This is a genomic window from Streptomyces sp. ISL-11 (assembly GCF_018614525.1).
Classification (GTDB): Bacteria; Actinomycetota; Actinomycetes; order Streptomycetales; family Streptomycetaceae; genus Streptomyces.
In genome coordinates this window covers 1-8356 of the sequence record NZ_JAGGOL010000202.1, presented here as the reverse complement: position 1 = coordinate 8356, position 8356 = coordinate 1, and the positions used below count along the sequence as shown (strand labels likewise).

General features: G+C 73.7%; 7 protein-coding genes and 1 pseudogene. 6 read left to right on the top strand and 2 right to left on the bottom strand.

All coding sequences use genetic code 11. From position 1 onward, the window contains the following. The 3 genes from J7E86_RS29685 to J7E86_RS29675 form a co-directional block, all read left to right on the top strand. Positions 1-3133, top strand: a 3133-nt coding sequence (locus J7E86_RS29685) for a DNA polymerase III subunit alpha (RefSeq protein WP_215085907.1), incomplete at its 5' end; no start/stop codon positions are given. Next, positions 3130-4209 carry a hypothetical protein gene (locus J7E86_RS29680; RefSeq protein WP_374223882.1) on the top strand — a complete coding sequence of 360 codons (1080 nt, stop codon included), beginning with the start codon at positions 3130-3132 and terminating at the stop codon, positions 4207-4209. The genes J7E86_RS29685 and J7E86_RS29680, both read left to right, overlap by 4 nt. Before the next feature lie 167 nt (positions 4210-4376). Further along, positions 4377-5249, top strand: coding sequence for a triacylglycerol lipase (locus J7E86_RS29675; protein ID WP_215085906.1), 873 nt, complete (start codon positions 4377-4379; stop codon positions 5247-5249). Here the strand turns inward: J7E86_RS29675 and J7E86_RS29670 are convergent. Next, the gene (locus tag J7E86_RS29670) at positions 5242-6000 is read right to left on the bottom strand and encodes a HEAT repeat domain-containing protein (RefSeq protein ID WP_215085905.1); all 759 of its coding nucleotides are present in this window, start codon (positions 5998-6000) and stop codon (positions 5242-5244) included. The genes J7E86_RS29675 and J7E86_RS29670 overlap by 8 nt on opposite strands. A 167-nt stretch (positions 6001-6167) precedes the next feature. Here J7E86_RS29670 and J7E86_RS29665 point away from each other — a divergent pair, with 167 nt between their 5' ends. From J7E86_RS29665 to J7E86_RS29655, 3 genes are all read left to right on the top strand, one after another. Next, positions 6168-6671, top strand: coding sequence for a DUF402 domain-containing protein (locus J7E86_RS29665; protein WP_215085904.1), 504 nt, complete (start codon positions 6168-6170; stop codon positions 6669-6671). A 181-nt stretch (positions 6672-6852) separates the two neighbouring features. Then, positions 6853-7362, top strand: a complete 510-nt coding sequence (locus J7E86_RS29660; protein WP_215085903.1) for a DUF4396 domain-containing protein — start codon at positions 6853-6855, stop codon at positions 7360-7362. 92 nt (positions 7363-7454) lie between these two features. After that, complete coding sequence (locus J7E86_RS29655) at positions 7455-7922, top strand: cupin domain-containing protein (protein WP_251019874.1); 468 nt, start codon at positions 7455-7457, stop codon at positions 7920-7922. Positions 7923-7951: 29 nt separating this feature from the next. On the opposite strand, the pseudogene J7E86_RS29650 reads toward J7E86_RS29655, so the two are convergent. Then, positions 7952-8356, bottom strand: a pseudogene (locus J7E86_RS29650) (hypothetical protein); the annotation flags it as partial.

The following is an 8356-nucleotide window of genomic DNA, read 5'->3' as shown; positions in this document are numbered from 1 at the left end:
GTGCGGACTGGTCTCCGCCGCCCACGCGGACCTGCCGGCCGGCGGACCGGCCGCCCGTCCCGAGCTGGCCCGGGAGGACCTGGCGGGCGCCGCGGCCGGGCTCAGGTCCCCGCTGACCGTGCTCCTCGGCCCCGACTCCGAACCCGGCCGCGCGCTCGCCGCCGGCCGCCCCGACCGCGCCGCGCGACTGCTCACGCCTTGGCGCGAAATGTTCGGTGCCGGCCTGTGTCTGGAGGTCGTCTGCCACGGCCGCACCGGCACCGGCCCCGGCTCGCTGCGGCACGCCGCCCGCACCCTCGGCCTCGCCGCCGAGCAGGGCGTACGGGCCGTCCTGACCAACGCCGTGCGCTACGCCGACCCCGGCCAGGGCCCCGTCGCCGACGTGCTCGACGCCGCCCGCAGGCTGGTGCCGATCGACTCCCGGCGGCCCGGGACCCTCGACAGCGGCGAGCGCTGGCTCAAGGGCCCCGCCGACATGACCGCCCTGGCCGGCCGGGTCGCCGAGGCCGCCGGCCTCCGGCGGGAGGCCGCGCACCGGCTGCTGGCCATGACCGAGGAGACCGCCGCCGAGTGCCTCGTCGACCCCGAGGACCACCTGGGCCTGGGATCCGTCCACTTCCCCGAGCCGCACCTGGTCGGCGCCGACCGCCGCACCGCCGCCCGCGTCCTGCGCTCGCGCTGCGCCGGGGCCATGGTGCTGCGCGGATACGACCGCGACCGCCGCTACTGGGACCGGCTGGAGGAGGAGCTGCGCACCATCGAGACGCGCGGCTTCCCCTCGTACTTCCTCACCGTCGCCCAGGTCGTCGACGACACCCGCGCGCTCGGCATCCGTGTCACCGCCCGCGGCTCCGGCGCCGGCTCCCTGGTCAACCACCTGCTCGGCATCGCCCATGCCGACCCCGTCGCCCACGGGCTGCTGATGGAGCGCTTCCTGTCGGTGCGCCGGACCGCGCTGCCCGACATCGACATCGACGTGGAGTCCGCGCGCCGCCTGGACGTCTACCGCGCGATCTTCGACCGCTTCGGCGCGGACCGGGTCGCGACCGTCGCCATGCCCGAGACCTACCGGGTGCGGCACGCGGTCCGCGACGTGGGCGCGGCCCTCGGCATGGACCCGGCCGAGGTGGACCGGCTCGCCAAGGCGTTCCCGCACATCCGGGCCCGCGACGCCCGCGCCGCGCTCGCCGAACTCCCCGAGCTGCGCGGCGTGGCCGCCGAGGAGCACGGCCGGCTGTGGGAGCTGACCGAGGCGCTGGACGGGCTGCCGCGCGGCATCGCCATGCACCCGTGCGGGGTGCTGCTCTCCGACGCGACGCTGCGGGCCCGTACGCCCGTGGTGCCCACCAGCGGCGAGGGCTTCCCGATGGCGCAGTTCGACAAGGACGACGTCGAGGACCTCGGGCTGCTCAAGCTCGACGTGCTGGGCGTGCGGATGCAGTCCGCGATGGCCCACGCGGTGGCGGAGATCGAGCGGGCCACCGGGCACCGGCTGGACCTCGACGACCCCGCGCAGGTGCGGCCGGGCGACCCGCGGACGTACGAACTGATCCGCTCCACCGAGACGCTCGGCTGCTTCCAGATCGAGTCGCCCGGCCAGCGGGACCTGATCGGCCGACTCCAGCCCTCGACCTTCCACGACCTGGTGGTCGACATCTCGCTGTTCCGGCCGGGCCCCGTCGCCGCCGACATGGTGCGGCCCTTCATCGAGGCCCGGCACGGCCGGGCCCCCGCCCGCTATCCGCACCCCGACCTGGGGGAGGCGCTGCGCGAGACCCACGGCGTGGTCGTCTTCCACGAGCAGATCATCGAGATCCTGCGGATCATGACCGGCTGCGACCGGCACTTCGCCGACGAGACGCGCCGCGCGCTGTCGAACCCGGAGCTGGTGGGCCGGGTGCGCGCCTGGTTCGCCGAACGGGCGGCGGCGCGCGGTTACGCGCCCGAGGTCGTCCGCCGCACCTGGGAGATCGTGGACGCCTTCGGTTCGTACGGCTTCTGCAAGGCGCACGCGGTCGCCTTCGCCGTGCCGACCTACCAGTCCGCCTGGCTGAAGGCCCATCACCCGGCCGCCTTCTACGCCGGGCTGCTCACGCACGACCCGGGGATGTACCCCAAGCGGCTGCTGCTGGCGGACGCGCGGCGGCGCGGGGTGCCGATCCTGCCGCTGGACGTGAACCGGTCGGCGGCGGCCTATCTGATCGAACTGGTGTCCGAGGATGGCGGGAAGAAGAGCCTCGGCATCCGCCTCGCCCTCTCCGATGTGCACGGCATCACCGGGGCCGAGACCCGGCGGATCGTGGATGGCCGGCTCCAGAGCCCGTACACCTCGCTCCAGGACCTGTGGCGGCGCGCCCATCCGAGCCGGCCCGTCACCGAACGGCTCGCGCGGGTCGGGGCGCTGGACGCCTTCGGCACCAACCGCCGCGACCTGCTGCTGCACATCGCCGAACTCCACCGGCAGCACCGGAAGTCCACCTCCCAGCTGCCGCTGATCGACAGCGCGCGGGCCGAGCCCGTCGGCCTCCCCGACCTCGACGACGCCGAACGCCTCGGCGCCGAGCTGAACGTCCTCGGCATGGACACCTCCCGCCACCTGATGTCCGACCACCGGGCGTTCCTGGCGGAGCTGGGCGCGATCCCGGCGAAGCGGCTGCGCGACGCGCGGCACGGCGAGACCGTCCTGGTCGCGGGCGCCAAGGTCGCCACCCAGACCCCGCCGGTCCGCTCCGGCAGGCGGGTCATCTTCACCACCCTCGACGACGGCACGGGCCTGGTCGACTGCGCGTTCTTCGACGACAGCCACGAGGCGTGCGCGCACACGGTCTTCCACTCCTGGCTGCTGCTCGTACGGGGCGTGGTCCAGCGGCGCGGGCCGCGCAGCCTGAGCGTGGTGGGCGCGGCGGCGTGGGACCTGGCGCGGCTGACGACGCTCCGGGCGGAGGGCGGCCTGGCGGCGGTGGCGGCGGTCCTGTCCGAGCCCGCCTCCGCACCGGCCCCCGCGGGCCCCGACCGCCGCATCCAGCTGTCCACCGGCTACACCATGCACCCGTGGGCGGACCTCCGGCCGGCGGGCGAAGGGGCGGCCACGGGACGCAAACTGTGGCACGCGAGTCCGGGGAGTGCGGGATGAGTACGGTGCTGCGCGTGGTGCCGCCGGACGCCGGAATTCCAGCCCGTCCGGCGATGGAGGACCGGGGTCCGGTGCGGAGCCCCGGAATCCTGTACGTCCACTTCCACCCCGCCGGAGGCGGAGGCGCGGCCCTCCACGAGGAGACCTACGACGGGCTGCTCGGACTGCTCGCCGAGGTGACGCCGGTCACCCAGGCCCTGCCTCCCGACGCCGCCCTCATGGACGTCCGCGGCGCCGTGCGCTACTTCGGCCACGACCCGGCCGGCCTCGCCGAGCTGCTGCGCGTCCGTACGCTCGCGCGGTACGCCGTGGACTGCACGGTCGGGATCGCCGGCAATCCGATGCTCGCGCGGATGGCCGCGCAGGACGGGGCGCCCGGAGCGGTCCGTACGCTCTCCGGGGAGCCGGACGCCGTGGCCGCGTTCCTGGCCCGCAAGCCGGCCGCCGCGCTGTACGGAGTGGGGCCCGCGACCGCCCGCACCCTGTGCTCGTACGGGCTCGACAGCGTCGGCCGGATCGCCGACGCCCCGCTCGGCGCGCTGCAGCGCATCCTCGGCGCGGCCGCCGGCCGGCGGATCCACGAGCGGGCGCGCGGCCTCGACCCGACACCGGTCACCCCGGGCGCGCGGGCCCGGTCCATGGGCTCCGAACACCGTTTCACCGGCGACGAACTGGACTCCGGCCACCGCCGCCGCGCGCTGCTCGCGCTTGCCGACGGGCTGGGGGCCCGGCTGCGGGGGAGCGGCCAGGTCGCCCGCGGGCTGACCCTCACCGTCCGCTACGCCGACGGCTCGTCGACCACGCGCACCCGCTCCTTCGCCGAACCGACCGCGCACACACCGGAACTGACCGCCACCGCGTACGCGCTGCACGACGCGCTCGGCCTGCAACGGGCCCGGGTGCGGGCCGTGGCGCTGCGCGCGGAGGGCCTCGGGGAGGCCGGACTCGCCGCGCACCAGCTGACGTTCGACCCCGCCGACGAGAAGGCGCGCCGCGTCGAGGCGGCCGTCGACCGGGCGCGGGCGCGCTTCGGCGTGGCGGCGGTGGGGCCCGCGGCCGCGCTGGATGTCGCCTGACGCGCTCGCAGTTCACCCGCCAGGGCGAACTCTGACAAGTTGCTTGACGCCAGCAACAACTGCCTCCAACCTACTCACAAGTAAGTTACGTCTCTTTAACGCACCGGAAACACATGCTTTCCGTGTGCTGCTCTGCCGTGACTACCCCCCACCTGCGAGGAGTTCAGATGAAGCTGCGCCGGAGATCCCTCCGCAACCTGCTGACCGCCCTGGCGCTGACCGTGGCGGCCGCCGCGGCACCGACGATCGCGACGGCCACCCCGGCCCACGCCGCCACCACCACGAGTGGCTGGAACGACTACTCGTGCAAGCCGACGGCCGCGCACCCACGCCCCGTCGTCCTCGTTCACGGCACGCTGGAGAACTCCACCAACAACTGGTTCGCGCTCGCGCCCTACCTCGTCAACCGCGGCTACTGCGTCTTCTCCTTCGACTACGGCCAGCTCAACGGCGTGCCCATGTTCCACGGCCTCGGCCCGGCGGCCAAGAGCGCCGAGCAGCTCTCCGCGTACGTCGACAAGGTGCTCGGCGAGACCGGCGCCGCCAAGGTCGACCTGGTCGGCCACTCCCAGGGCGGCATGCTGCCCCGCTACTACCTGAAGTTCCTCGGCGGCGCCCCCAAGGTGGGCACGCTCGTGGGCATCGCGCCCAACAACCACGGCACCACCCTGTCCGGCCTGACCAAGCTCCTCGACGTGGTCCCCGGCGCCCGCGGTGTCCTCAAGAACATGACCCCCGGCCTGAACGACCAGGTCGTCGGCTCCGACTTCATGCGCCGCCTGAACGAGGGCGGCGACACCGTCCCAGGCGTCAACTACACCGTGATCGCGACCCGTTACGACGAGGTCGTCACGCCCTACACCTCGGCGTTCCTGACGGGCCCGAACGTCAACAACATCCTGATCCAGGACCGTTGCGCCGTCGACATCTCCCTGCACCTCACCCTCGGCATGATCGACCGGGTCGCCTTCCACGAGACGGCCAACGCCCTCGACCCCGCCCACGCGACGCCGTCGGGGTGTTCCTCGATGATCAGCTGACGGGCGCGGCGGGGGACGGCGTGCCGTCGCGGTCGGCCCGGTCGATCCAGGAGAGCGAGGCGACGACCCCCCCCGGCGCTCCGCCGGCGACCCGGGCCGCCCGCGCGCGGGCCGTCCCGACCAGCTCCGGCCAGGGTGCCTCCCAGTCGAGCTCCCGGTCCGGGGCCGGTCCGCGCAGCCAGGACGCGCCGCCGCTCCCCGTCCGCCAGAACTGCACGGACAGCACGGCCTGGCCGTGGCCGGCCAGGTCGTCCACCACCGCGGCCAGCCGGTCCGGCGGCCAGACGTCGCCGAGGCCCGGGGCACCGACACGCAGGGACGCCGTGAGCGACGGCATCACCGGCGTACGGGCCCCGAGCTGCGTCAAGGCACCCCGGATGCCGTCCGGTTCGGTGGTGTCCGGCGGCGTCCGGCGCTCCTGGCACGCCCGGTAGGCGCGCCACAGCGGCTCGACGGCCTCGACGGCGCCGAGATCCCCCAGAGCGATGGCCGACCACTCCCGGACGGTGTCGTGCTCACTGCCCAGAAGCTCCACGAGGGCGGGCACGCACCGTTCGTCGTCCAGCTCCTCGAAGACCTCGATCGCGGTCAACTGCCCGAACCGCCCGAGCCGCGGCAGCCCGCGCACGATCGCCGGAAGCACGCCCGGCCCCAGATGGATGAGCGCGGCGCGGGCGTCCATGGAGTCCCCAGGACTTCCGTCCAGCATCCGCACGAGCTCGTCGACGTCGTACTCCGGGGGCTGTTCCATGGTTGAAGGGTCTCAGGCCCCGCATGACACCGCACCGCCGAGGCCGGTGAACGGGCCTCGCCGCGGCCCGGAACCCCCGCGCTCCGGAAAACCGCTGGCCCCGCCGCCCGTCGTCGGGAGAGGCTGACGCGCCGATGGTTCAGGGGACAGAAGGAGACAAGGGCACGATGAGCGAGACGTTGACGGCGGGCAGCGAGGTGGCCGTGCGGCTGGTGAAGGCGGGGCGTACCAAGGTGCGGTATCCCGCGGTCGTCGTGAGCGACGACGGTACGCACCTCGTCGTGCGCGCGCCGTGGGCCGGCGCCGAGGCCCGCGACTTCGGGTTCGTGCGCTTCGAGGGCGGCGACGTGTTCACCGAGCACTACTGGCGCGACCGCTGGTACGCCGTGAAGGAGGTACGGACCGCCGACGGCACCCTCAAGGGCTGGTACTGCGACGTCACCCGCCCCACCGACGTGGGCCCGGAGGGTGTCGTCGTCGAGGACCTCGACCTCGACCTGTGGGTCTCGGCGGACGGGGCGACCGTACTGCGCCTGGACGAGGACGAGTTCGCCGCCAGCGGCATCGAGGAGCGTGACCCGGACGCGGCCGGCCGGGCCGGTCTGGCCCTGGACGAGCTGGAGGCGCTCGCCCACGCGGGAGGCTTCGCCGAGTTGCTCGGCGCCGGCTGAGCGCCGCCCCGTTTGCCGGGGCGCCCGCGGCGGAAGGCCGGCCCGTGCGCCGATTTCCTCCAGAGCGTGCAGGACGGCCCTCTACCGGCAGGCGCCGCAGACCATCGGCACCGGAGTGGTCGTGAAGTGCGCGGGGACAGCCGTCCGGCCCACACTGGAAGAGGAAAGGGAGGCCGCGGCCATGGATCACTCCGCTCACCGCACCAGCGCATCCGATACCGCCCACGCCGGTCACGACGACGCCCGCACGACCCGAGGCGCCTCCTGGGGCACCGCCGCGAAGGCGACCCTGCACTGCCTGACGGGCTGCGCCATCGGCGAGATCGTGGGCATGGCGATCGGTACCGCCCTGCGGTGGCACAACGTCCCCACGATGATCCTGGCGATCGCCCTGGCGTTCCTCTTCGGTTACTCCTTCACGCTCTACGCCGTGCGCAGGGCGGGCGTCGGCTGGGGAGCGGCCGTGCGCGTCGCGCTGGCCGCCGACACGGTGTCCATCGCCGTGATGGAGCTGGTCGACAACGGCATCATCGCCCTCGTCCCCGGAGCGCTGGATGCCCATCTGTCCGACGCGTTGTTCTGGTCGTCGCTCCTGGGCGGCTTCGCCATCGCCTTCCTGATCACCACGCCCGTCAACAAATGGATGATCGGGCGTGGAAAGGGCCACGCCGCCGCCCACGGCTACCACTGAGTTCCGCGCCCCCGGCGGGGTGCGCGTATCCTCGAATCAGGTCCTTTCAGTCCTCGTGGAGGGCGGTGCGGGCAATGCCTGAACGTCGGATATTGGGTCCTGAGGACGGCGAGATCTATCAGCCGGAGCGGGCGTGCGGGGACCGGTTCCTGATCAATGGCCGTGACGGGGGCGGTCGTTTCTCGCTCGTCGAACATCGGCTGCCACCCAAGGTGCTCGCGGCGCCCGTGCACAAGCACACCTTCGAGGACGAGTTCAGTTTCGTCCTGGAGGGTTCGGTCGGTGCGAGGTTCGGCGACGAGGAAGTCGTGGCCGGGCCCGGCGATCTCGTATTCAAGCCGCGCGGCGAGTGGCACACCTTCTGGAACGCCGGGGACACGCCCGCCCGGTTGCTGGAGATCATCTCCCCTGGAGGTCTGGAAGAGTTGTTCCGGTGGCTCGACCGGCAGGGTGAGGAATTGAGCGAGGGAGAGCTGGCGCAGAAGGCGGGACCGTACGGCTGCTCGGCGGACATGGCGGCGACGACGGCGCTTGTCGCGGAGCACGGGCTGGTCTTCTAGGTTCCGATAGGTTCCGAGTGCGGCCGGGATCAAGCCCGTCCGGCGGTTGAGGACGCGTCCGCAGGGCGCTCGCCCCCGCAGGCGGCGGAGACCGCAGCCGAAGACCCACCGGACACCTGGACCCGCACCCGCCGCCGCCGTCCGTACGCCCCGAAGCCCAGTGACGCCGCCCCCAGTGCCAGCGGGAGCAGCAGCAGCCACCCGGAGAAGGCCAGGACCGCAGCCGTCAGCAGGGCGCTGCCCACCGCCGCGTACCACAGGAGCGTGCGGCGCGGCAGCAGGGTGAGGGCCGCCAGGAGGCCGGCCAGGGTGACCGACGCGAGGCAGCACGACGTGGCGCGCATCAGGGCGTCCAGGTCCGCCCGGCCGAGCGCCGCCACCGTCGCGACCGCCGCGCACGCCGCGGCCAGGACCGCCAGGCTGCGGCGCGGCAC

Coding starts and splice junctions, on each gene's coding strand:
- J7E86_RS29680 (WP_374223882.1), top strand. CDS start 3,130: ATGAGTACGGTGCTGCGCGTGGTGCCGCCGGACGCCGGAATTCCAGCC.
- J7E86_RS29675 (WP_215085906.1), top strand. CDS start 4,377: ATGAAGCTGCGCCGGAGATCCCTCCGCAACCTGCTGACCGCCCTGGCG.
- J7E86_RS29670 (WP_215085905.1), bottom strand. CDS start 6,000: ATGGAACAGCCCCCGGAGTACGACGTCGACGAGCTCGTGCGGATGCTG.
- J7E86_RS29665 (WP_215085904.1), top strand. CDS start 6,168: ATGAGCGAGACGTTGACGGCGGGCAGCGAGGTGGCCGTGCGGCTGGTG.
- J7E86_RS29660 (WP_215085903.1), top strand. CDS start 6,853: ATGGATCACTCCGCTCACCGCACCAGCGCATCCGATACCGCCCACGCC.